Genomic DNA, 23,409 nt, shown 5'->3' with positions numbered 1-23,409 from the left:
CCCGCCAGCGCCGATGGTACTGCGTAAAAGTGGGAGAGTAGGCCGCTGCCGGATTTATCCAAAGCCCGTGTTCATCTGAGCATGGGCTTTTTTATTGGTTTTATCTGAAGCTCAAAATAATTATTTTCAAATTTATTCGTTCAATCACAGAACTATTCCGTAAAATTAATGACTCAAAAAGCAGAACTACTGAATAAATGGAGAGAAGATATCTTTTTTTTCTCGCTTATCATTACAGCCGGAGTTTTCCCTTTCTCTGAAGCACTTGTTAGTATTTCTGCCGGATTGCTCTTTTTTCAGGCATTGGCACTTCAAGCGTGGAAACATCCTTCAGTAAATATACAGTCCTGGAAAAGTGTTCTGTTCCCGGTTTCAATTTTGGGCGTGTACCTAATTGGTACAATTTTTACAGAGGATTTTTCTTTTGCATTATATGAACTGAAAAAAGTAGTTTTTTGGGTTGTTTTTCCTTTATCAATATTTTTATCTCCAAGACTTTCTGAAAAAAAGATATATCTGGTTTTATATGTATTCATTCTTTCAGTTGTTGTTTCAAGCTTTATTTTCGCGGGGAAACTGGTCATAAGTAATTATTTACAATTAGCTGATTTTCGTTCTGTTAGTATAGTTTCGCATATCCGCTTTTCTTTTCAGGTGACGCTTGCAATTATTCTGCTGGCCTGGCTATTAATTAATAAAAATAAACTCCCTGTTAAAATACATTCATTCATTTTGTTGGGAATATTTTTGTGGTTAATTCTTTTTCTTATTCTGCTTAAATCGTTATTGGGAATAATTGCTTTTTTTGGTGTTCTGCTCATTTCAATACTCATTTTTATTGCCGGTACAAAAAACAAAAAGAGGAAAGTTGTTCTTGTTTCCATGCTTCTCCTTGCATTTATTCTTCCTTTAATATACACAGGAACAATCCTAAAAGATTTTTATCGTTTCGAAAAAATCAATCCTGTCACAGTTGAAAATTACACATTGTCAGGGAACCCTTATCATCATAATTTTGAGCAGGGAATGCGGGAAAACGGGCATCTTGTTTACATTTATGTTTGCGAAGATGAACTCAGACAGGAATGGAACAAACGAAGTGAGATAAAATATGATGATAATCTGAACGGATATATGCTGGGTACTACTCTCATTCGGTATTTAACCAGCCTTGGGTACCGAAAAGACAGCGTTGGAATGAGTAAACTTTCTGACAAAGATATTCAACTTATTCAGAAAGGGGTTACGAATTACAAATTCAAAAATCACGGGTTTTCCATTTATCCCCGGATTTATGAAACCATTTGGGAATTAGACTACTACATGCGAACGGGTGATCCGAATGAAAAAACTTTGGCCCAGCGTATTGAGTATGTAAAAGCTTCACTTGTTCTGATAAAAGAAAATCCGTTTTTCGGAATTGGCACCGGAAACTGGGTTATAAAATACAATGAAGTTTATGACCGGATGGATACCAAACTTTCACCGGAAAAACGTGGACCATCGCATAATCAGTATTTAAATTACCTGGTTAAATTTGGCATTTTCGGATTTGCCTGGATTCTTTTTGCCCTCCTTTATCCGGTTTTTAAGTTGGGGCACCGTAAAAATTTTGTATTTATCCTTTTTTTGGTTTTTTATGCGTTTGCCAATTTGGGCGATGCAAATCTTGAATCTCACATGGGACTTTCGTTTTTTGCCTTTTTTTACAGCTTTTTCGTGTGGAATTCTACCAAGGAAATGAAAAAATCTATTCACCAAACTTGAGTCCTTTTTTACACCAACTGAGCTTTTCCTGCAATGTTTTATCCAGAAGTTTCTGATTATTGGAAACTTTTTCCCTGCTTTGAACATCGTGCCAAAGATGATAGGTGATAGCCTGAAATTTTATTTTTCTGAAAACTATTCCACTGCTGAATAGCCGTGCAACCAGTTCGGTATCTTCCAGGCCCCAACCTGTAAATTCTTCGTTCCAACCATTCACAGCAACAATGTCTTTTCTCCAAACTCCGAGCAATCCGCCCCGGAGTTTCGATGAATAGTTCAACGGTTTGAAAAACTTATTTATCAAAGGAAATCGGACGGAATTCAGCCGGTTGGTTTCAATTTCAGTTGAAAAGAATGGATATATTGGATTGCAATTTTGGTTTGAAACTCTTTTGATTGATGCCTCCTGTTTAAGAAAAACTCTTGACCCAATAAGTGCTTCTCCTTTTCTGGTATTTCTTTTAAAATCCCGGATAAAGCACGGATGAAAAAACAGGTCTCCGTCAGAAAAAACCAGGTAATCGCCCGAACTGGATTCAATTGCCCTGTTTCTTATTGCTGCAGCCCTGAACCCTTTGTCTTGATGCCAAACATGAAGCAATGGAACTGGAAATTTTATTTTGAATTTTTGTATTAAATCCTGGGTTTCCTTTCCGGATCCGTCATCGGCAATAATAACTTCGTTTGGCAAAACCGCTTGTTTTTCTATACTTTTCAAAATTAAAGAAAGAGCACCAGGCCTGTTATATGTTACAATAATCAGTGATATTTTCATACTTTTCAGAATATGTGGGTAAAAATAATCAGATTCCAACGTTTCAAAATAATTAGCTCTGAAGAATTGCATACTTCTGATAATAATATTTTTTACTGAACAGAAGTAAAATAAAAGTACTGCGAACATTTTGTGGGTTACATTGTTTCGGTAGGAAAGAAACTAAAAAAAAAGACAAATAGGTATGGAAAGAAGAAATTTTATTGCTGCTATTGGCACAGTTGCTGTCGCATCGCCTTTTTTAGGAGCATTAAGCTCATGTGCTTCGGAAACCAAAACTTTCGAAGGACATAAATTTCCTGAATTGGGATATGATTTTAATGCACTTGAGCCTTATATTGATGCCCAGACCATGGAGTTGCATTATACCAAACACCACCAGGGTTATTTCAATAATTTTATGAAAGCTGCCGAAGGTACAGAACTTTTAGAAACACCACTTGAAGATATTTTTGCAAAAATCAGTCAACAGTCGGAAACTTTACGGAATAATGGAGGCGGATTTTATAACCACACGTTGTTTTGGGAAAATATGACTCCTTCACCAACAGAGATTTCTGCTGAGTTGAAGCAAGCGATTGAAGTAGATTTTGGCTCGTTCGATGCATTCAAAGAGGAATTCGGCACTGCCGCTAAAACACGTTTTGGAAGTGGCTGGGCGTGGCTGGCCGTTGGCGCCAATGGAAAATTGTTTGTTACTTCGACGCCCAACCAGGATAACCCGCTGATGGATGTTGCCGATGAAAAAGGTACTCCCATTTTAGGACTTGACGTTTGGGAACATGCCTATTACCTGAATTATCAGAACAGAAGGGCAGAATATGTGGACAATTTCTGGAACATTGTAAACTGGGAAGTGGTAAAAAACAGACTCGATTTGGCGAAAGCCTGAAAATAAATTGGAACATAAGCGGTGGCTCATTATTTTTGATGCTTTAAATTCAAAAGAATGAGCCACCGTTTCGTTTTTATTGGTGCAGGAAATCTGGCAACCCATTTGTCGGTAGAATTTCAGGAAAAAGGGTTTTCTATAGAACAGGTTTACAGTCGTTCAGAAAAGTCGGCCAAATCGCTTGCGGAAAAACTCCAGTCAAAATACACAATTGCTGTCCAGAACATTTTTACTGATGCCGATATATATTTTGTGGCTCTTAAAGATTCTGCATTCGAAGAAATACTCCCTCAAATAAATTTCGAAAATAAATTGCTGGTGCATTGTTCAGGAAGCATGACGCTTTCCAGTTTGGAAAAATATTCTGAAAACATTGGTGTGTTCTATCCGCTTCAAACTTTTTCCAAAAACAGAAAAGTAGATTTTGCTGAAATTCCGGTTTTTATTGAAGCCAATTCTCTTGAAAATGAAAAAAGGCTAATTCAGATTGCAGAAAAACTTTCAGATCAGGTAACCGTTTTAAATTCTGAAAAGCGGCTTAACCTTCATATTTCTGCTGTGTTTGCCTGTAACTTTGTAAATCATTTTTATGCTATTGCAGCCGAAGTTTTAAAATCGAATGAAATTCCTTTTGAAGTATTAAAACCGTTAATTCTGGAAACCGCCCGAAAAGTTCAAGAGTTGGAGCCTGCTTTGGCGCAAACCGGACCTGCCGTGCGTTTCGACGAGAATGTGATTTCAAAACATTTGGAAGCGTTGCTGCCATTTCCTGAATTTCAAAAATTATATGAAATGGTTTCAGAAAGTATTTTTAAATATCATCAAAATAAATAATTCATGTCCTTTTTTAAAGAAGAACTTAAAAATGTAAAAGCCTTTGTTTTCGATGTTGACGGGGTTTTGTCGAAAGATACTTCGCCCCTGAACGAAAAAGGAGATCCGGTGCGGACGGCCAATGTAAAGGATGGTTTAGCCATTCGGATTGCCATTTCTCAGGGATTTCCTGTGGCAGTAATTACAGGTGGTTTTGTGGAGCGGGTCAGGCTTCGTCACGAGCATCTGGGTGTAGAATATTATTATGAAAATTCCTGGGATAAGGTGGAATGCCTGGAAGATTTTTGCAGAAAAACAGGGACAGATGCAAAAAATGTTCTTTTTATGGGAGACGATTTGGTTGATTATCATGTGATGCAAAAAGTTGGAATTCCTGTTTGTCCGCAGGATGCGGTTTCTGACATCAAATCCATTTCAAAATATATTTCGCACAAAGATGGTGGAGAAGGTTGCGTTCGCGACGTAATTGAACAAACCCTGAGAGCACAGGAGAAATGGCTGACTGATTCAACATCAATTAAAAATGCTTTTTAATGAACTGGTTACCTAACTACAATTATATTCTGGCTTCCAAATCGCCGCGCAGGCAGGAATTGCTGCATTTACTGGGAATGGAGTTTTCAGTTAAAGTAAAGGAAGTAGATGAGAAATTTCCGGAAGGAATGTCAAAATATGAAATTCCGGAATTTCTTGCCCGGTTAAAGTCCGGGCCATTTTTGCCGGAACTCCAAAAAAATGATTTGCTTATTACAGCAGACACTATTGTTTACCTGAAAGGCGAAGTAATAGGGAAGCCTGCAAACGCTGTGGAAGCTTTAGAAATGCTGCAAAAACTAAGCGGAAAGGAACACCAGGTAATATCAGGAGTTTGTTTAACTTCAACAAGCAAACAAATTTCTTTTCATGCTGAAACAAATGTTCAGTTTAAAAATTTAACTGAAGAAGAAATTCAGTTTTACATTAAAACTTTTAAACCTTTTGATAAAGCAGGTGCTTACGGAATTCAGGAATGGATTGGTTTTATTGGCATCACACATATCGAAGGATCATTTTACAATGTAATGGGTTTGCCAGTTCAGCAACTTTATGAAGAAATTAACCGGTTTTAATTTTTTTGTAACAATAACAAAAAAAGCAGATTTGAATTGATTTTTTTTAGTTATAGAACTCTTCCTTCACAATTTTTTGCCTTTCAATAAATCCTTTTTACAGATAATCCGTAAATGGTTAAAAACAATATTATACCATAATTATGAATTATCTTGTTAAATATTTTTCAGTGTTTTTTCTCGCTATATTTTTGTTTGGCGGTTGCAGCAAAAAAGAAGACTCTGTGAAAGTTGGCTTTTTGATGCATGCACTCGACAAGGAACGGTGGGAAAATGACCGGGACTATTTCGTTGAAAAAGTTCAGGAACTTGGAGGTACTGTTGAAGTTCGAATGGCCGACAATGATCCAAAAAAACAGCTTGATCAGGCAATCGAACTGCTCGCCAACGGTGTTGACGTGCTGGTAGTTATTCCAGTGGATCAGTTTTCTGCTGCCCAAATTGTTGAAAATGCACATGCAAAAGATGCCAAAGTGATCTCCTATGACCGGTTGATTAAAAATTGTCCGCTCGATTTTTATGTTTCAACCGATAATGTTGAAGTGGGGCGATTACAGGCTGAATACCTGACGACTATAAAATCTGAAGGAAATTATGCACTAATTGGCGGAGCTAATAATGACAACAACAGCCAGTTTTTATATTTGGGGCAGATGAATGTTTTGCAGCCATTGGTTGAGCGGGGAGACATAAAAATTGTTTACAATGTTTTTACCAACAGTTGGTCGGAGGAGGAAGGTTATTTCCATACCAAAAAATTGCTTGATGAAATATCTGACGTTGATGCTATTATTGCCGGAAATGATGCCATAGCTTATGGCGTGATAAGGGCATTGCGTGAGTACGGAAAAGAAGAAAGTATTTTGGTTGCAGGAATGGATGCAGATTTGAGAAATTTACAGGAAATAGTGGCAGGACATCAGACCTGTACTATTTACAAACCTATTGAGAAATTGGCTGCTACTGCCGCAGAACTTGCTATGGTAATGGGTTCTACCGGCGAATGTGAAAAAACTTTTCAGACCATTAGCAACGGGGCGAAACTTGTTCCAGTCATTTTTCATGAAGGAATGGTTGTAAATCGCGAAAACCTGAAATTAACCGTTATTTCTGAAGGATATCAAACTGAAGAAGAAGTGTTTAAATAATTTCTTTTGCACGGAAATATTTACAGTTTAATTTTTACACTAAAACCTGAAAATTCTGCATCAAGAATTTTCAGGTTTGTTTTTGCTGTCCGGCTTTCCATAAACCAATGGCAATCAAAATATAAAAAACGGCATTCAGGATTCGAAAAAAATCGAGAACCCTGAATAAGAATTCGCTTGAATAGTTTAAAATAAAATTATACAACGTGTAAAAAAAGAAATTACCCGAAAAGTAAAGCAACACTGCAGAATTTATCCAGATTAATGAAGAATCTGAAAGTTTTTTGATTTTCCCCTCACGCAGAATACTGGCAAATAAAAAAACAGCAAAGGTTACTAAAATTAAAGCACTTAATGCTCCAGGTACGCTTGGATACGACAGGTAACTTTGAAACAGAATAACGTTTGTAAGGCAAAAGAGCTCGAAAAGAATAATAATGGCTAAAATTATTTTTTTATTTATTAACCCTTTGAGCTCATGCATGTAAAACAATGCCAGAAATATAAATGATATTGAAATGTACAAATGTCCCAGTGGCATGTTGTTTTTAATCACAATAAATTCTTTTATTGTTTTGTTGGTAATTTCTGAAATTGCTCCTAAAATTATAAACCCATATAAAAACCGGTGGCTTATGGTCAATTTTTTAAACTGAATAAGACCAACAACTAAGGGAATAAATATAAACGCCCAGAGTAATTTATTGAGACCCATCATTTTCTGAATTGTAAACGCTTGATTTGTCGCAAGCCGGAGGACATGGATCTGTAAAGTCAAAAACCATCATTTGGTCCTTTACATCTCTTTTTTCTTTCACGTCCGGATATATTAACGTATTCATGGTTTTTGAAATGCCAAAGCTAATCTGGGCTTCATCCTTGTTTTGCATGGTGAAGATTTCATGAAGCTCGTATTTACTAATCAGGAAAGCTTTGGGGTAAATAAATTTCCGAAATCTGGCATATTCATTTTCAGCATCAAGTTCCCCGGTGCGCCATTTTTGATAACGCCTTATATTTTCAATTGCCTGCGAAGATTTAGTTGATTGATTCAGATTTAATTTTTCCAGTTTGTAAACCGGATTTTCATAATCTCTGAAAACCTCACCACTGCCCATTAGAAAGGCAGAAACGGCATACGCACACAAAACAAATTTTCCGTCACGTTTTTCAGGCTCAAGCCCAAGATAAATTCTTATTCTGTTTTCATTTTCCCGGGTAAGAATATTATATGTTTCTTTTTGAAGGACAATAGGTGGTACAAATAGGTTGAAAGTTAAGTTTTCTTCGTCCATTAAATTGATAACCCAGTTTTCTGCTTGTTCCGGGGGTACCTGGTCACGTTTTAAATTTAAGCTCATTTTTGTCTTTTTCGTATAGTTTGGATGGATAAAAATAAACAAAATTGTATTTATTCTTCAAGTTTCCAATTTTAATTTTTGTATTGTTCAGCATAAGTAAAAAGAAACTGCCCTTTCGGACAGCTTCTTTAATTTATGGACATGTTCATTTTAGTAGTAAAAATTGTTCGGGTAATATTCGTTGTTACGAAATCCAATTTCGAGCGCAAAATATCTTTCAGGATAATGAACCAGTGAGTAACCATGCGGATGCATTTCGAAAAACAAATTGCCAATTCTGAAATAGTGAAATCCATTTATATAAACCCTTTCGTAACCAGTTGGCAGGTTTTGGAAAACTACTAAATATGGCATATCAACCAAAACATAACCAACACCTTTAAAATATGTGAAAAAATGACCATTGAAGTTGTAATATCTTACATTGTTGTGTACAAAATGTACCGGACGATATTTGAATTTTTTAATAACATGGCCAAACCTGGGATGATAGTAATAATATTTGTGAAATTGGTAGGATTGAGGATGATATCCACTGTAGTAATCTCTCCAGCTTGTTAAATTCCAGTGGTATTTTTCCCAACTCCGGTCCCAGTGTTTGTATTTACGATGGTCGTAATGTTTGTAAAAATTGTTATTTCGTAAGGAATAAGGAACATGGTGTTTTGCATAACTTGTTGTCCAGCTTTTGTTATTCCCTCTGTAGTCTTTATTGGGAGTGTAACGGCTGTCTTTTTCGTCAAGGCGGTAAATGTTTCTGTTGCCTGAGTTCTTTTCCCGAAGATTTTTTGCCGAATTCCTTTCAATGGATGAACGGGCTTCTCTCCCGGAATTGCTATTTACCTTTGAAGACGTTGACCTGCGCGCAGGTGTATTTCGGTCATTCACTTTTGCTGCTTTTGTTGCGTTTCGGGATGCCGGAAGATTTTGCCGAACTTCAGGTTTTGATTGCTGTGCCCGAGTAGGAGTTGAAACTCTTTGCGTTTTTGTTTCATTCCTTTTGTTTTGAACTCCGGTTTTTTTTGAAGTATTCGTTGATCTACGTTTTTGTAAGTCGCTTTTTTTATTTTCCTGTTCCACATTACTGGTTTTAACAGCACTTTTTTCGTGGGTAGTGTTATTTCTGGTTTCTCTTTTTTGCTCAACCCGCGTTTCAGTTTTGTTATTCTGGGTTGACCGGCGTTGTGCAAAAGCAGAATTTATTGCAGATGTAACTGTTATTATTGTAATCAGTACTGCTATCCATTTTGTAGTATTTGTTTTCATGACTTTTAGTTTAAAATTTAACAATTAATGCTATTCTCATTGGCGCCTTTTAATACCGGTATGTTACAGCGAATTTTGCAAAGTGTGTGCCAAATAGCAATAAATGTATAAAGTGCTTTTTTAAAATTGTTGATAATCAGAATTTTAAATTTTTCATTTTTTCGCTAATTCTCTATAATTTTACCCCTCATAGAGAAAATAGCCATGGGAAGAATTTTATCCATAGATTACGGGAGAAAACGGGTAGGTTTGGCAGTATCCGATCCACAACAGATTATTGCCAACAAACTGGCAACAATCACCACTCATTCTATTTGGGATTTTCTTCGCACCTATTTTCAAAATGAACAAGTTGACGAAGTGGTGATTGGGTATCCTTTGCAAATGAACAACACAGCTTCTGAAGCTGTTGTTTACATCAATCCGTTTATAAAAAAGTTTAAAGAGAAATATCCTGAAATTCCAATTGAGGTTATTGACGAAAGGTTTACCTCGAAAATGGCTTTTCAAACAATGATTGACGGAGGAATAAAAAAAACGGGCAGAAAGAATAAGGCAATGGTTGATGCTATAAGCGCTACAATTATTTTACAAAGTTATATGGAACAAAAAAGGCATAAAAAATGAAATTCTATTTTTAAAATTGTTCCGGTTGAATAAAAAAAGAAAAAACATGAAATATCCGGTAACTGTATATGGCGATCCGTTGTTGCGGAAAAAAGCTAATTCGATTGAAAAAGAACAGGAAGGCCTGGAAGAAATTATAGAAAATATGTGGGAAACCATGTATTACTCAGATGGGGTAGGATTGGCTGCCCCGCAGGTTGGATTATCAATCAGACTTTTTGTTGTTGATGCAACTTCAGGTGCCGATGAAGAACCTGAGTTAAAAGATTTTAAAAAGGTTTTTATCAATCCTCAAATCATTGAAACTTTTGGCGAAGAATGGGAGATGAATGAAGGTTGTCTTAGTCTTCCTGAAATACGAGAAGATGTGAAACGTCCCAATGGGGTAAGAATTAGATATCAGGATGAAAATTTTGAAACCCATGAAGAGGAATATAAAGGTTATGCCGGGCGGATTATCCAGCATGAATACGATCATCTTGAAGGTGTTTTGTTTATCGATTACCTCTCTCCATTGAGAAAAAGGCTTCTTAAAAGTAAACTCAGAAATATTGCTTCAGGTAAAGTTCAGCCGCATTACCGGATAAAAATTCCGATATAATTTTTGTAACTTTTTTGTTGCCTTTTCCGTTTTAGAAATTATTCTAATTGGGCGTATTTCATAGATTTACGCACCCAAAACACGGGAAAGGTTGATAACAATTGTACAAAAAATACCCTTTTTACGTTTGGTAACGGCACTTGCTGCAGGAATTGTGACAGGTAAATTTTTTCAGCCCCAGCCTGAAATTTTCCTAGTACTAATCTTAATTTTTCCGATTGTCTTAATTTTTCTGAATAAAAACTACAATTTTCGGTACCATTCATTTTTTGGAATTGGAGTGCATGTTGTTTTTATATTTACGGGCATTGCTGTTTATTCGCTTTATAATCAAAAGCCTGAATTTTACAGCCGGGGAAAATATCATGCTGAAATTCTTGAAATTTTGCAGGAAAAACCCAATTCATACCAGTCTGTACTAAAAATTAATTCGTTTTTTAAAAATGATTCCGTTTTCAAAACATCAGAAAAAGTAATGGTGTATTTCGAAAAAACAGAATCAGCTCAAAAGTTAAAACCGGGAGAAACAATTCTTTTTATTCAGACTCCGCAATTCGTTCGTAACAATAATAATCCATACGAATTTGATTACCAATCCTATCTGGCCAGAAAAAAAATCTACAGGCAAGTTTATCTGGCCGAAGAAAACTGGAAAACTGCACAAACTTCTGCTAATTTTTCTTTACTCTCTTTGGCTGAAAAAATCCGCTTGAAGTTGATGAATATTTACCAAACACAGAATTTCAGAGAAAATGAATTCCATGTACTTTCGGCCTTAACACTCGGCTACAAACGCGGGCTTGATCCGGAAACGAAGAGTATCTTTTCATCAGCGGGTGCTATGCACATACTGGCTGTTTCGGGGTTGCATGTCGGAATTATTTTTATAGTTTTTAATCTTCTGTTTGGCTTTCTGAAGAAACAAAAAGCAGGACGACTATTTTATGTTTTTCTGGCTATTCAGGCTCTTTGGAGCTTTGCTTTTATTGCAGGTTTGTCGCCATCGGTAATGCGGGCTGCCACTATGTTTTCCTTTATGGTAATTGGCCAAAACATTAAACGACCTTCAAATACATACAACGCATTGGCGGCCTCGGCGTTTCTTTTACTGTTAATAAATCCGAACAATTTGTTTGAGGCCGGTTTCCAGCTTTCGTATTCTGCAGTTTTCGGTATCGTTTTTTTGCAACCCCGCCTGACAAAACTCTTTCATTTTAAATATAAAGCGCCACAATATTTTTGGGAATTGCTTACTGTTTCAGTTGCTGCCCAAATTGCAACTTTTCCTGCAACAGCCTATTATTTTAACCAATTTCCGGCCTACTTCTGGTTAGCCAATTTGGTCGTAATTCCTGCTGTCATTGGTTTAATTCCTCTGTCATTCAGTTTACTAATATTCCACTGGGTTCCGGTTTTATCAACTATTATTTCTTCCCTGGCAAAATTCGCCATAAACTTTGTAATTCAGTTTCTTACCTTTATTGAAAAGTTGCCATTTTCTGTGGCTGAATTCGGTTTAACTGCTGCTGAATTAATTTTCCTTATCAGCATTGTTCTCTTCGTTTTTCTTTTTATAGAATCAAAACATAAAATGTATTTCAAAGGTGCATTGATTTCATTTTTAATGGTTTTGGGAATTTCATTTGCGGTTAGAACAAATAATCTTTTCCGAAAAGAAATTATTGTGTACAATCAATCTGGCCAGGTTTTAATTCACATTATTCACGGAAAAAGAAATTACATTGTTTCAAAAGAAGAGCTGGATGATTCAGGGTTTGAATTAAATACAGTTGAAAACACAAGGCGAAGCCTGCAATTGGAAGCTCCGGTAATTCTTAATTCGCAGCAGGATTATTGCGATACAATCATTTTCTTAAAAAATGGAGTAATTGTTTTTGATGACAAAATAATTTCATTCAATCTTTCCGAAAGTGAAATACCTGAAAGTATTATTCCTGATATTGTGATCGATCCCCCGCGCAATCATTTTCTTAATTCTTCTCCAAACAGTAAGCCTGTTTTCATATCCTCAAACCGTTTTCCAGACCGGCAATTAGTTGAAAATTCCAATATTTTTTATCTTCGGGAAAAAGGAGCCTACAGGAAAAAATGGTAGCTATAAATGTAGCTAAGTTTAAAATCAGTCGTATTTAAATCAAAAGTGAGGATGATCTGGTAAAAAATCGGGTTGGATTACTTTACTTTGCACTGTGATTAAAATAAAGTTTGGAAAAATATGAAAGTTGTAATTGCAGGAGCTGGTGAAGTTGGAACCCATTTGGCCCGGATGCTGAGTAACGAAAATCATGATATTGTGTTGCTAGATGACTCTCCGGAGAAACTTTCTAAAATAAGCGGTGACGTTGATTTATTGACGATTACCGGTTCTGCTCATTCTTTTCAGGATTTAAAACAAACCGGACTTGCAAAAGCTGACCTTTTTATCGCCGTAACCCCATTTGAAGAACGAAATGTTTTAGCCTGTGCAATGGCTTCCTATTTGGGAGTGGGACGTACCATTGCCCGGATAAATAATTCAGAATATCTGAAACCAAATTACCGGGCAAAACTGAACAACATGGGAATTCATGAACTCATTTATCCTGAAAGCCTGGCTGCAAAAGAAATTGTGGCTTCGGTAAAACAAACCGGTACCCGCCAGCTCATTGAGTTTTCTCAAGGAAAATTGATGTTGCTCGGTATAAAGGTTAGAGAAAATGCACCAATTCTGAATAAATCTTTTGAAGAATTGGCAAAAGAAAACGAACATCTTTTGGTTGTGGCCATAAACCGTGATAATCAAACCATTATTCCTAAAGGTTCAGATTTTATTATGGATGGCGATATTGTATTTTTTGTTAGCACCCGGAATGAACAGCCGCGGGTTTTTGAGCTTACTGCCAAAAAAACCTTCGAAGTAAAAAATGTCATGTTTTTGGGAGGTAGCCGGATTGCCCAAAAAGCCATTGAAAAAATGGGCGACCAGTACCGCATAAAAGTGATTGAAGAAGATATTGAAAAATGCCAGCAAGTAGCAGAAAAGTACAGCAATGCCCTTGTAATTAATGGTGATTGCAGGAATTTAAAATTGCTGAAAGACGAAGGCCTTGAAAAAATGGATGCAGTGGTGGCAACAACAGGAAATTCTGAAACCAACATTCTGGGCTGTCACCTGGCTAAAACAGTGGGTGTCAGACGAACTGTAGCCGAAGTAGAAAACCTTGCTTTTATGGGATTGGCTGAAAATATGAACATTGGCAGTATTGTTAATAAAAAACTAATTGCAGCCAGTTATATTTATCGGTTTACATTAAATGCAGCAATTTCAAAAGTAAAATGCCTCACTGCATCAGATGCCGAAGTTTTTGAATTTATTGCCAAAGCCGATGCGAAAATTACTCAGAAGCCCATTAAAGACCTTGATTTTCCTGACGAAGCGAAAATTGGAGGAATTATCAGAGGCGATGACGGTTATATTGCACATGGCGACACTCAAATTCAGGAAGGGGACAAAGTTGTGGTGTTTACCCTGCCATCAGGAATTCGAAAGCTGGAAAAATTTTTCAAATAACTTTACCGAAAACTATTTATAGGTAGAAATGAATGTCAGAATAATTTTCAGGGTGTTGGGTTTGCTTCTTTTAATTGAAGGTGTAGCCATGTTGCTGGCCCTGATTGTTTCTGTTTTGTATAAAGAATACGATCAGTCAGCTTTTCTCATCTCATCTGGAATTAATGTTCTGTTGGGAATTATCATTTTATACTTAACCCGAAACGCCCGCCGCGATATTGCCCGCCGCGAAGGCTATATCATTGTTTCTTCGGTTTGGATTGTTTTCTCTTTTTTTGGAAGCCTTCCTTATGTAATCAGTGGTGCAATTCCCAATTTTACCAACGCTTTTTTCGAAACTATTTCAGGATTTACAACAACAGGTTCCTCTATTTTGGCAGATATTGAAGCTTTGCCTCATGGTATTTTATTTTGGAGAAGCATAACCCAATGGCTGGGTGGAATGGGAATTATCGTTTTGTCGCTGGCCATTTTACCTGTATTTGGAATTGGTGGAATGCAGCTTTTTATGGCAGAAGTTCCTGGTCCAACCCCCGACCGCATTAGCCCAAGAATCAGACAAACGGCTAAAACACTTTGGGGTATTTACCTGATTTTTACCGTGGCTGAAACTTTATTGCTTTGGTTGGCCGGCATGGAATTTTTCGATGCCATCTGCCATTCGTTTACAACCATGGCTACCGGTGGATTTTCAACCAAACAGGCAAGTATAGCATACTGGTCATCGCCAGCTATTCAATATATTATCGTCGTTTTCATGTTCCTTGCAGGTACAAATTTTACACTTTCATACCTGGCCATAAAGGGCAAATTCCGCCGTGTTTTTAAGGACGAAGAGTTTAAATATTACGGCTTATTTGTGATTGGTTTTACCCTTTTTATTTTTTCAGGATTACTTCTTTCTTCAGAAATCGGAGTTGAACAGGCATTCCGCGATGCACTATTTCAGGTGGTTTCCATTATGACTACAACTGGTTATGCAACAGTAGATTATTTGTTGTGGTCTCCTATTCTCACAGTTATAATTTTTGCTTTGTTCTTTTTTGGAGGTTCAGCCGGTTCTACCGGAGGAAGTATTAAAATTATGCGAATTGTTTTACTTCTGAAAAACAGTTATTACGAACTACGCCGCATGGTGCATCCGCTTGCTGTAATTCCTGTAAAGTTCAACAACCATTCTGTTGATCAAAAAATAATTACGAATGTGCTGGCTTTTTTTATGTTTTATTTTGTGATTTTTGGGTTTAGTACGGTAATATTTTCACTGATTGAACCCGACCTGGAATCAGCCATGGGTGCAGTTGCAACTTCGCTCGGAAATATTGGCCCGGGCCTTGGTAATGTTGGTCCTGCCGAAAATTTCATGCACATTAAACCGGTGGGAAAGTGGTTTTTATCTTTTCTGATGCTGCTCGGAAGGCTTGAGCTTTTTACAGTTTTGGTGCTGTTTTCTCCTGCTTTGTGGAAAGAATAGATTTCCGTGTTAAAATTCCAGAATACCTTTTCCTTCCCTTAAAATTTCAATAGCGTCGCCTGTACAATCAATCACGGTAGAAGGAACTAATTCGCCATAACCACCATCAATTACAATATCGGCAAAGTCCTGGTATTTTTCGTAAATCAACTCCGGGTCGGTTGTATATTCTATAATTTCATCTTCATCTCTGATTGATGTGGATAAAATTGGATTTCCCAGTTCCAAAACAATTTCTCGAATTATGTTATTGTCAGGAACCCTGATTCCAACCGTTTTCTTTTTCCCTTTAAAATACCTTGGCACGTTATTGTTGGCATCCAAAATAAAAGTAAACGGACCGGGAAGGTTCTTTTTCATGAGCTTAAAAACAGTGTTTGAAATGGGTTTGGTGTAATCTGAAAGGTGACTCAAATCGCTGCAAATAAAAGAAAAATTCGATTTTTCGATGTTAATTCCCTTAAAGCGTGCCACCTTTTCAACGGCTTTTGCATTGGTAATATCGCACCCCAGTCCGTAAACCGTGTCGGTTGGATAAATAATTATTCCACCGTCCCGGAGCACATCCACAATTTTCCGGATATCGCGGGGATTAGGATTTTCGTTATAAAGCCGAATGAGCATATTTTTATTTTAGCAGCGTAAAATTATCATTTTCGTTTTATATTCCGTTATTTCTAAACAATTTTGCAAAATGAATCTTCAAATAAAAACTACAGGCGATGGCTCGGCAACTCTATTTCTGCCCGAACTGAACGAACAGTACCACTCTCTGAATGGAGCCGTTACAGAATCGAATCATGTATTTCTCACCAATGGTTTTCATTTTCATCCTTCAGCCCAACCAGTTGTTTTCGAAGTGGGTTTCGGAACCGGTTTAAACTGTCTGTTAACCGCTAAACAGGCGCAATTGCAGAACAGGCCAACTTATTACATGGCTATTGAAAAATTTCCGGTTGAACAAGATATTGTTACCCAATTGAATTACGGCAGTCTGATTGAGGAAAATGGCATTCAGCTTTTCAGGAAGATTCACGATTGTGAATGGAATATTCCGGTTGAAATTTCTCCCTGGTTTACATTGTTGAAATTAAAAACCGATTTCACTTCTGAAAAATGGATTTTACCCCAAAAAACCGACATCATTTATTTCGATGCATTTGGACCAGACAAACAGCCCGAAATGTGGACAGAAGAAATTTTTCTCAGGTTGTTTGAGAACAGTTCAGAAGAGGGAGTATTAGTTACATACAGCGCAAAAGGAGAAGTGCGCCGCCGCATGGTAAATGCTGGTTTTAAAGTAGAAAGACTTCCCGGACCACCCGGAAAAAAGGAAATGTTGCGCGGAATAAAAGTGGCATCAAAAATTTAATTGCAAAAAAATTAAGTTATCTTCGCACCCTTTAATAAAGAAAGAAAAAGTAATGGCAGAAATGAAATTGACCGGCGAATTGGAACGGTTCAGTTATGCACTGGGAATGAGTGTTGCTTCCAATCTTATTAAATCTGGTGTAAAAACAATTAATCCGGAAGCATTTGTAAAAGCGATTAACGACACGTACATTGGCGAAATGCCACAAATGATGCCCGATGAAGCCAACAAAATCCTTGAAAGTTTTATGGAAAAAGCAAACCAGGATGAGGCAAAAGTAAATCTTGAGTCGGGACTTGAGTTTTTGCAAGAAAATCGTTCAAAAAAAGGAGTTACAGAATTACCCAGCGGACTTCAATATCAGGTAATAAAGGAAGGCGATGGCGATTTGCCTTCGTTAACCGATGAAGTAAAATGCCACTACCATGGCAGCCTGATTGACGGAACTGTTTTCGACAGTTCAGTTGAACGCGGCCAACCTGCTGTTTTTCCTGTTAACGGAGTAATTCAGGGGTGGGTTGAAGCACTTCAACTTATGCCGGTGGGCTCCAAATGGCGGCTTTACGTTCCGCCCGAATTGGGCTATGGACAGCAGGGTGCAGGTGGAGCAATTGGCCCAAATTCTACCCTCGTTTTTGATGTTGAATTATTGGAAATCGTATAAATATTTATTAGTTATTAAGTTATGAGAAAAAATTTAATCTATTTACCGGTGGTCTTTTTAATGATCATTGGTATGAGTTGTCAACAATCGGGTTCAGTGCAAAATGTTAATTTGGAAACCGAAGCAGATTCGGCAGGTTACGCGATTGGAATTTTAGTTGGAACAAACAATAAACAACAGGTTGAAAATGCTCCGGGCGGGGCAGACATTAACCTGGATGCAATGGTTGCTGCCTTCAGTGCTGCTTCTAAAGGTGAAGAAGGTGCTATGACTACGGAAGAAGCCGATCAGATTATTCGGAGGTTTTTTGAAGCTGCCGGAGAAAAAGAAGGCCAGGTAAACCTTGAAGCCGGAAATGCATTTTTGGAAGAAAATAAATCCCGCGACGGAATTAATTCAACCGCCAGTGGTTTGCAATATGAGGTTATTACAGAAGGCACTGGTCCAAAACCATCAGCCGAAGACAGAGTGCGTGTACATTACCACGGAACATTGATTGACGGAACCGTTTTCGATAGTTCTGTTGATCGGGGTGAGCCCGCCGTTTTTGGTGTTGGTCAGGTTATTCCGGGCTGGACAGAAGCTTTGCAACTTATGCCTGTTGGTTCGAAATGGAAAATTTATCTTCCATCAAACCTGGCATACGGCGAACGTGGAGCAGGTGCTGATATCGGACCGAATTCAGCTTTGATTTTCGAAGTGGAATTGCTCGAAATTGTTGAAGAATAAAAAGTTGATATTTTTTGCAAAAAAAACCCTTTGTATCTTTTCGTGCAAAGGGTTTCTTTTTTTATTTTCGCTTTATGAGTTTACAGGTAAAAGGAAAAATACAACAAATACTTCAGCCCGAATCGGGTGTTAGCCGCGCAGGCAACGAGTGGAAAAAACAGGAGTTTGTAATTGAAACCGAAGAACAGTTTCCGAAAAAGGTCTGTTTTACGCTTTTCAACGATAAAAACGCTTTGTTGGAAAAAGTAACAGAAGGCGATGATGTGGAAGTTTCGTTTAACCTCGAGTCGAGGGAATTTAACGGGAAATGGTACCACAACATCAATGCATGGAAAATTGATAAGGTTTCAGATCAGGGGAATCTCCCGGAACCACCTCCGGAATTTCGCCCCGAAGATATTCCACCGGAGCCTGAAGAGGACGGAGGCAGCGGACTGCCGTTTTAGAATAGAAAAATCAGGGTTAAACCTTTAAAATTATTTTCTATGAATATTTCCCGAAGAAATTTTTTAAGCCGTTCGGCAGTTGGAACTGCTGCGCTGGCAAGTATTCCGGCCATTGTGTCGGCAAGTATTGCTCCGGCAAATAAAAAGAAATCGAAAAAATACAACCTTTTTCAACAAGGAAATACCGTTCTTTTTCAGGGCGACTCCATTACAGATGCAGGCCGTGAAAAAGAAAAGGAACTGCCCAACAATTCGCGTTCATTTGGTTCAGGTTATGCTTTTTTGGCAGCTTCAGCATTAATGAATGACCTGGCTGAATTGAACCTGACACTTTACAACAGGGGGATCAGCGGAAACAAAGTTTACCAGTTGGCCGACCGCTGGCAAAAAGATTGCCTCGACTTAAAACCGGATGTGTTGAGCATTCTTATTGGTGTTAATGATTACTGGCACAAACGAAACGGCAATTACGACGGTACTGTTGAAGTTTATGAAAACGATTACCGGACGCTGCTTCAGCTTACCAAAAAGGAATTGCCTGATATTAAACTGGTAATTTGCCAGCCGTTTTATGTGCTGAATACTTCAGCAGTTGATGAAACCTGGGTAGCTCCAATGAAGGAATACCAGGCTGCTGCAAAGAAAATTGCCAAAGAATTTGATACTATATGGGTTCCGTTTCAGGAAGTTTTTGATGAAGCGGTAAAATATGCTCCGGGTGCCTACTGGGCGGGCGACGGAGTGCATCCTTCCATGGCCGGAGCACAGCTAATGGCCGAAACCTGGCTCAGGGCAGTGGAATAAAAAAGAGGCAGTCATTAATTTGGCTGCCTCTTTTTGCATATTTTATGCCCAATACATTCCATCGTGATATCCGGGTTGCATCCAGGGCAGTTTGTTGCTCCGGTAAAACGGATCGAGTTGAGCGCGCAATTCCTGCATCCGTTCGTCAGAAAGTGGTTTAAACGATTGCAAGGTTGCTATGTTTTTGTTGAGTACATCCACACTGTCGGTGCCGATTACTGCGGCAGTAACTTCTTTCAAACTTAAAGCGTATTTTACCAACTCATTGGGGTCGAGGCCGTTTACGGTTTCCCTTGGGCGAATAACTTTCATGGCCAGCACGCCCATTCCTTTTTTTGCTGCAAACGGTACTGGTTGTTCTTCAAATTGCTGTTTGCCTTGTTCCTGGTGGTTCAGTGCAATAAGCATGGTGTCAAAATCGTACATTTCTGCCGCCAGTTTCATGGCCGAAGCTGAGGTGTGGCCGGTAAATCCAATGTGTTTAATAACTCCTTCTTCCTGGTATTTTCTGAGCACAGGTAGAACTCCGTCGGCAGCGCCAAATTGTTTTACCTCTTCTTCATTGGTTACACTGTGAATTTGGTACAGATCGATGTAATCGGTTTGTAATCTTTTCAAGCTGGTTTCAATGGTTCGTTTGGCATCGTCCGCTTTTCGTTCTCCAACTTTCGAAGCCAAAAAAACCTGATTTCTGACCGATTTCAGAATTTTGCCAATACGTTCTTCACTGGCTTGTTCTGCATTTTGGTATGAAGCGGCAGTGTCCCAGTAATACAGTCCTTTGCTGAGTGCAGTTTCCAGAATCTCAAGTCCTTTATCTTCATCAACAGCCATAAAACGGCTTCCAAGTCCCATAATAAGGCGCGGAATCCGTATTCCGGTTTTACCCAGAATGGCCGTTGGTAAACCCTTGGCATCGTATGGGGAAGCAGAGCAAGCGACTGAGGGGGCCAAAACTACACCGGCAGTTACGGCACCGGTAGTTTTAATGAAATCCCTGCGGGAGAAATCTTTCTTTTTCATGCTGAATCTTTTTTATAGGTAATTATTATCTGCTAATATACAAGCATTTCTAATAATTACAATTCTAATTTCAGGTTGTTCAATTTTTCATTTATTATTTTCACTTCATCTGTTGAAATTATTAATTCTGCTGCTCTAATATTTTCAAGTACCTGTTTTTCGTTGCGGGATCCTGCCAAAACGCAATCAATTCCTGTTTGGGATAGTGTCCATCGAATCACTAACTGGGCCAATGTGGCATTTTTACTTTCTGCGATGGGTTTTATTTCATTCAGAAACTGATTGATTCGCGAAAGGTTTGGCTCTTTGTAAAATGGCGTATTTGGCCTGTGGTCACCTTCGTTAAATTTGTAATCAGCAGTAATTTTTCCGGTTAAAATACCTCTTTGCAGCGGACTGTAAACAATTATGGCTTTGTCGTTTTTCACACAATACGGAACCAGTTCATTTTCAATATCGCGCAAAACCATACTGTACGGAACCTGGTTCGAAACCAGCCTGAAATAGTTGTTGGCCTCTGCCATTTGTTTTGCTGAATAGTTGCTTACCCCGCCGGCTTTTATTTTGCCTTGATTTTTCAATATTTCCATTGCCTCCATAGTTTCTTCAACCGGTGTGTGGCTGTCGGGCCAGTGTTGTTGAAACAGGTCGATATGGTCAGTTCTGAGCCGCCGCAAAGAATCTTCGCATTCTTTAATCACGCTTTCCTTACTTCCCAGCCGGTAAATGGAAAGTTCATTTCCCTGGTTATCCTTGGTTTTTTCGAAATGCAGATTGGGTGTAACAACATCCCATCGCAAACCAAATTTGGTAAGGATTTGAACTTTATCACGCTTTCCTTTAATGGCTTTTCCCACAAATTCTTCACTTTGTCCGAAACCATAAACCGGCGCGGTATCAATAGTTGTCATTCCATTATCAATGGCGCTTTCTATGGCATGAACAGATTCTTTTTCATCGGCGCCTCCCCAAAACCAGCCGCCAATAGCCCAGGCTCCAAACGTGAGGGGAGTGATTTTTACATCGGTTCCGGGTAATGTAACTTTATTCATAATTTATTGTTTTAAATGATTAAGGTATTCGCTGTTTACTTTAAAACCCAACTGAATTGCCCGCTCGGCGTCTTTTAAGGCATTTGGCTTGTTTCCCATGGCATTCAGAACCAAAGAACGATTTAAAAAGTACGCTCCTTTTGAAGCATCAAGTTGAATGGTACGATTAAATTCCGCCAACGCTTTTTCAAAATTATTTAACCTGAACCAGCACAATCCAATGGTATTAATTACGTCGGCATTGTTGGGTTCCACAGTCAGGTACTTGCTGAAATCTTCAATCGATTTTTCATATTCCTGCATTTGATACCATACAAACGCCCGGTTTGAAAGTGCATTGGAGTGAAACGATTCCAACTCAAGCGCCTTATTTAAATCGTTTAATGCGGCGACCCAGTCCTGACTCATGCCGAATGCAGCTCCCCGATTGGCCAGCGCATTTACATGATTGGGTTCCAGTTCAATGCATTTGTTGTAATCGGCCAGTGCTTTATCCATTTCTCCCCGGTCGAAGTAAATTTTTCCCCGGTTGTTGTAAGGCTGAGCTTTATTGGGGTCGAGACTGATGGCTTTGTTGTAATTTTCGAGCGCCCTTTCCGGCTGGTTTTGTCGGCGCAAATAATGTCCCAGATTGTTGTATGGCAGGGGAGTGTTTGGATGTTTTTTTATGACATCGGTCCACAATGTTTCACTGTTTTGCCAAACTTTCATCCGGTTGTAGGTTGTTCCGGTTAACAAAAGCAGGTAAACTATCAAAACCGAATAGATGAAAGAGCGCTGTTTGGGTAGTTTCTCGGCTGCCGTTTCCACTGTTTTGGCCAGAACGACAAACAGTCCGATATACGGAATGTAAGTAAAGCGATCGGCCAGAAAACCTTGTCCGGCGCCCACAACCTGCAAAAGAAAAGCAATGTTGAACAGAAAAAACAGAATACCGAAAGTAAGTGTTTTATTCGTTTTAAATTTGAAAACCGGAACAGCTATTACTGAAAGGGCCGGAATCATACTAAGGTAAAAAATAGCCGAAATTTTTTGTGGATAAGGGTAAAGTGCAGACATCTCCCACGGTACCACCGATTTAATGATGTAAACCACAAATGAATAACTTCCAATAAATAACCGTTGATCAAGGGGAAAAGAAGTCCCCGTATCGAGCGATCCTTGCTGTCGCAAAAACCAGATTCCAGCAATTCCGGTGGCCAAAGCCAGCAAAAAGTAGGGGATTTTTTCAAGGATGAGTTTTCGGTCAATTTTTCGGTTGTACCAGTAATCAATGAGCAGGAGTGCAGGAGCCAGCGCAACTGCCTGAATTTTTGAAAGCAGAGAAAGAATAAAAAAGACTATTGACAAGACGAAAAACAGGCTATTCCTTTTTTTCAGATAATCGGAGTAGAAAATGAGCGATAACAAAAAGAAAAAGCCAAAAAGTACGTCTTTCCGCTCGGTAACCCAAACCACCGATTCAATGCGCATTGGATGGATTCCAAAAAGCATTGCGACCAGGAAGGAAACCAAAAAAGAAAGTCCCATTTTGCGTATCAAAAGAAAAACAAGTAAGGTGCACAGAACATGCAGAAGTATATTATTCAGATGATATAAAAACGGTTTTTCACCAACTAATTTATATTCCAATGCAAAAGTAAGCGCAGTAAGCGGATTGTAATTTCCTATCACATGGTCGGTAAAAATTCCGTTTACGTCGAAGTGGATGACGTTTTCATTTTCGTAAATATTTACATCGTCGTCCCAGTTTACAAAATTGTATTTTAAGGATGGCGAAAAAAGGAGAAACGTAAAAACGGTTAGAAATAAACCGCCATAAAGCCATTTCTTTGGATTGCTTTCTTGTTTGGTTTTTAATTTTTTACTGAACTTCTTTTTGTTCCGGTTCATC

Annotated in this window: 24 protein-coding genes; 16 read left to right on the top strand and 8 right to left on the bottom strand. The window is 38.3% G+C overall.

What is annotated here, in order from left to right:
• Positions 1 to 168 precede the first annotated feature (168 nt).
• The gene (locus ACESMA_RS15975; protein ID WP_372949853.1) at positions 169 to 1,767 is read left to right on the top strand and encodes an O-antigen ligase family protein; all 1,599 of its coding nucleotides are present in this window, start codon (positions 169 to 171) and stop codon (positions 1,765 to 1,767) included.
• Here the strand turns inward: ACESMA_RS15975 and ACESMA_RS15970 are convergent.
• Positions 1,751 to 2,542, bottom strand: a complete 792-nt coding sequence (locus ACESMA_RS15970; protein ID WP_372949852.1) for a glycosyltransferase family 2 protein — start codon at positions 2,540 to 2,542, stop codon at positions 1,751 to 1,753. The two genes, ACESMA_RS15975 and ACESMA_RS15970, sit on opposite strands and share 17 nt — an antisense overlap.
• Positions 2,543 to 2,726: 184 nt before the next feature.
• Between ACESMA_RS15970 and ACESMA_RS15965 the strand changes: the two genes are divergently transcribed.
• The 5 genes from ACESMA_RS15965 (at position 2,727) to ACESMA_RS15945 (ending at position 6,525) form a co-directional block, all read left to right on the top strand.
• Positions 2,727 to 3,434, top strand: a complete 708-nt coding sequence (locus tag ACESMA_RS15965) for a superoxide dismutase (RefSeq protein WP_372949851.1) — start codon at positions 2,727 to 2,729, stop codon at positions 3,432 to 3,434.
• Positions 3,435 to 3,491: 57 nt separating this feature from the next.
• Complete coding sequence (locus tag ACESMA_RS15960) at positions 3,492 to 4,268, top strand: Rossmann-like and DUF2520 domain-containing protein (RefSeq protein ID WP_372949850.1); 777 nt, start codon at positions 3,492 to 3,494, stop codon at positions 4,266 to 4,268.
• Between the two features lie 3 nt (positions 4,269 to 4,271).
• On the top strand, positions 4,272 to 4,802 hold the full coding sequence (locus ACESMA_RS15955) for a KdsC family phosphatase (RefSeq protein ID WP_372949849.1): 531 nt from the start codon (positions 4,272 to 4,274) through the stop codon (positions 4,800 to 4,802).
• Entirely contained in the window at positions 4,802 to 5,377 is a 576-nt protein-coding gene (locus ACESMA_RS15950) for a Maf family nucleotide pyrophosphatase (RefSeq protein WP_372949848.1), read from the top strand. Before ACESMA_RS15955 ends, ACESMA_RS15950 begins: the two co-directional genes overlap by 1 nt.
• 224 nt (positions 5,378 to 5,601) lie before the next feature.
• On the top strand, positions 5,602 to 6,525 hold the full coding sequence (locus ACESMA_RS15945) for a substrate-binding domain-containing protein (protein ID WP_372949847.1): 924 nt from the start codon (positions 5,602 to 5,604) through the stop codon (positions 6,523 to 6,525).
• Positions 6,526 to 6,595: 70 nt separating this feature from the next.
• Here the strand turns inward: ACESMA_RS15945 and ACESMA_RS15940 are convergent, their stop codons facing one another.
• The 3 genes from ACESMA_RS15940 to ACESMA_RS15930 all read right to left on the bottom strand — a co-directional run bounded on the left by ACESMA_RS15940 (position 6,596) and on the right by ACESMA_RS15930 (position 9,152).
• Positions 6,596 to 7,243, bottom strand: coding sequence for a hypothetical protein (locus ACESMA_RS15940; RefSeq protein ID WP_372949846.1), 648 nt, complete (start codon positions 7,241 to 7,243; stop codon positions 6,596 to 6,598).
• Complete coding sequence (locus tag ACESMA_RS15935) at positions 7,227 to 7,886, bottom strand: hypothetical protein (RefSeq protein ID WP_372949845.1); 660 nt, start codon at positions 7,884 to 7,886, stop codon at positions 7,227 to 7,229. The genes ACESMA_RS15940 and ACESMA_RS15935 overlap by 17 nt, the downstream gene beginning before the upstream one ends.
• 150 nt (positions 7,887 to 8,036) lie before the next feature.
• Positions 8,037 to 9,152, bottom strand: a complete 1,116-nt coding sequence (locus tag ACESMA_RS15930; protein ID WP_372949844.1) for a hypothetical protein — start codon at positions 9,150 to 9,152, stop codon at positions 8,037 to 8,039.
• Between the two features lie 204 nt (positions 9,153 to 9,356).
• Here ACESMA_RS15930 and ruvX point away from each other — a divergent pair, with 204 nt between their 5' ends.
• The 5 genes from ruvX (at position 9,357) to ACESMA_RS15905 (ending at position 15,425) form a co-directional block, all read left to right on the top strand.
• Positions 9,357 to 9,779, top strand: coding sequence for a Holliday junction resolvase RuvX (ruvX, locus tag ACESMA_RS15925; RefSeq protein ID WP_372949843.1), 423 nt, complete (start codon positions 9,357 to 9,359; stop codon positions 9,777 to 9,779).
• A 25-nt stretch (positions 9,780 to 9,804) separates the two neighbouring features.
• Positions 9,805 to 10,380, top strand: coding sequence for a peptide deformylase (gene def / locus ACESMA_RS15920; RefSeq protein ID WP_372949842.1), 576 nt, complete (start codon positions 9,805 to 9,807; stop codon positions 10,378 to 10,380).
• A gap of 91 nt (positions 10,381 to 10,471) precedes the next feature.
• On the top strand, positions 10,472 to 12,496 hold the full coding sequence (locus ACESMA_RS15915) for a ComEC/Rec2 family competence protein (protein ID WP_372949841.1): 2,025 nt from the start codon (positions 10,472 to 10,474) through the stop codon (positions 12,494 to 12,496).
• Between the two features lie 120 nt (positions 12,497 to 12,616).
• Complete coding sequence (gene trkA, locus ACESMA_RS15910; protein WP_372949840.1) at positions 12,617 to 13,951, top strand: Trk system potassium transporter TrkA; 1,335 nt, start codon at positions 12,617 to 12,619, stop codon at positions 13,949 to 13,951.
• Between the two features lie 28 nt (positions 13,952 to 13,979).
• A complete protein-coding gene (locus ACESMA_RS15905) occupies positions 13,980 to 15,425 on the top strand; it encodes a TrkH family potassium uptake protein (RefSeq protein ID WP_372949839.1) in 1,446 nt (481 codons plus the stop codon).
• Positions 15,426 to 15,434: 9 nt separating this feature from the next.
• Here ACESMA_RS15905 and ACESMA_RS15900 read toward each other — a convergent pair whose 3' ends face one another.
• Positions 15,435 to 16,049, bottom strand: coding sequence for an L-threonylcarbamoyladenylate synthase (locus tag ACESMA_RS15900; RefSeq protein ID WP_372949838.1), 615 nt, complete (start codon positions 16,047 to 16,049; stop codon positions 15,435 to 15,437).
• Between the two features lie 70 nt (positions 16,050 to 16,119).
• On the opposite strand from ACESMA_RS15900, the gene mnmD reads away from it, so the two are divergent.
• From mnmD to ACESMA_RS15875, 5 genes are all read left to right on the top strand, one after another.
• Positions 16,120 to 16,797 carry a tRNA (5-methylaminomethyl-2-thiouridine)(34)-methyltransferase MnmD gene (mnmD, locus tag ACESMA_RS15895; protein WP_372949837.1) on the top strand — a complete coding sequence of 226 codons (678 nt, stop codon included), beginning with the start codon at positions 16,120 to 16,122 and terminating at the stop codon, positions 16,795 to 16,797.
• Positions 16,798 to 16,849: 52 nt separating this feature from the next.
• A complete protein-coding gene (locus ACESMA_RS15890) occupies positions 16,850 to 17,461 on the top strand; it encodes an FKBP-type peptidyl-prolyl cis-trans isomerase (RefSeq protein WP_372949836.1) in 612 nt (203 codons plus the stop codon).
• 96 nt (positions 17,462 to 17,557) lie between these two features.
• Positions 17,558 to 18,190, top strand: coding sequence for an FKBP-type peptidyl-prolyl cis-trans isomerase (locus ACESMA_RS15885; RefSeq protein WP_372949854.1), 633 nt, complete (start codon positions 17,558 to 17,560; stop codon positions 18,188 to 18,190).
• A gap of 74 nt (positions 18,191 to 18,264) precedes the next feature.
• Positions 18,265 to 18,636, top strand: coding sequence for a DUF3127 domain-containing protein (locus ACESMA_RS15880; RefSeq protein WP_372949835.1), 372 nt, complete (start codon positions 18,265 to 18,267; stop codon positions 18,634 to 18,636).
• Between the two features lie 39 nt (positions 18,637 to 18,675).
• Entirely contained in the window at positions 18,676 to 19,440 is a 765-nt protein-coding gene (locus ACESMA_RS15875) for a GDSL-type esterase/lipase family protein (protein ID WP_372949834.1), read from the top strand.
• Positions 19,441 to 19,482: 42 nt separating this feature from the next.
• Here ACESMA_RS15875 and ACESMA_RS15870 read toward each other — a convergent pair whose 3' ends face one another.
• From ACESMA_RS15870 to ACESMA_RS15860, 3 genes are read right to left on the bottom strand one after another with little or no spacing between them, the layout of a single operon-like run.
• Positions 19,483 to 20,463 (bottom strand): aldo/keto reductase, encoded by a 981-nt coding sequence (locus tag ACESMA_RS15870; protein WP_372949833.1) that lies wholly within the window; start codon positions 20,461 to 20,463, stop codon positions 19,483 to 19,485.
• 56 nt (positions 20,464 to 20,519) lie between these two features.
• Positions 20,520 to 21,515, bottom strand: coding sequence for an aldo/keto reductase (locus tag ACESMA_RS15865; RefSeq protein WP_372949832.1), 996 nt, complete (start codon positions 21,513 to 21,515; stop codon positions 20,520 to 20,522).
• Positions 21,516 to 21,518: 3 nt separating this feature from the next.
• A complete protein-coding gene (locus tag ACESMA_RS15860; RefSeq protein ID WP_372949831.1) occupies positions 21,519 to 23,408 on the bottom strand; it encodes a tetratricopeptide repeat protein in 1,890 nt (629 codons plus the stop codon).
• Position 23,409 lies beyond the last annotated feature (1 nt).

This window comes from Mariniphaga sp., from assembly GCF_041687215.1.
In the GTDB taxonomy this organism is placed as follows: domain Bacteria; phylum Bacteroidota; class Bacteroidia; order Bacteroidales; family Prolixibacteraceae; genus Mariniphaga.
This window is presented reverse-complemented; position numbering and strand designations above follow the sequence as displayed.